This is a genomic window from Carboxylicivirga litoralis (genome assembly GCF_025499605.1).
GTDB lineage: Bacteria > Bacteroidota > Bacteroidia > Bacteroidales > Marinilabiliaceae > Carboxylicivirga > Carboxylicivirga litoralis.
Map to the genome: position 1 here is coordinate 1 of NZ_JAFMVC010000115.1, position 686 is coordinate 686.

Genomic DNA, 686 nt, shown 5'->3' on the forward strand with positions numbered 1-686 from the left:
CGTTAGGCAATATTCACTTAAAACCCAAGACAATTTCATTTCAACAAGTTTAAATTATAAGAAATTGAAATGCTATAGTTTAAATTCACATAGTAAGACATTTTATCAATACTAAACAAGCTATTAATAATCTGACATAGAATCAAAAGAAATGAAAATAAAACATTGGACTATAATTAGTTTCATCCTATTAGTCACTATAAACACTTTTGGACAATCAAATAAAATTGAACTTAAAGATATAATTGAAGGGACTTGGAATATCGAATTTAGAGGAACAGTAGTAACGTTCGATAACCCTGATGGTGGAAATAATAAAAACACAAATTCTGAAATAATTCAAAAGACAGATAAAGCAATTGAATTTAAAAATGGGGCATATAAACTTGATTCAGGAAAATCAGGAAAGTATATAATCAAAGGTGCTATTTACCTGGATGGAAAAAAGTATAGGGTTGGTGTACACAACAAAGATAAGTTCAATTTAATTCGTATGATGTCTCCAGACTATATGTTGACATATATGTTAACGCGAAAAAAAGAATAAAAAACATTGCCTAACAAACCGCAATAAAGAATGCCTTGCTGAGTCAAGGTTTGGAGGTTTTGCTCCCGCGCGAGCAAAGGCGAAATTAAGAAAGCGAATATACCATACGCAGCGGCACACTTCATGCGGCAAGACGTTA

General features: G+C 31.6%; 1 protein-coding gene. It reads left to right on the top strand.

Going from position 1 to position 686, the window contains the following annotated elements:
* Positions 1-151 precede the first annotated feature (151 nt).
* Positions 152-547 carry a hypothetical protein gene (locus J1N10_RS20990; RefSeq protein ID WP_262328683.1) on the top strand — a complete coding sequence of 132 codons (396 nt, stop codon included), beginning with the start codon at positions 152-154 and terminating at the stop codon, positions 545-547.
* The last annotated feature ends 139 nt before the right edge of the window (positions 548-686 follow it).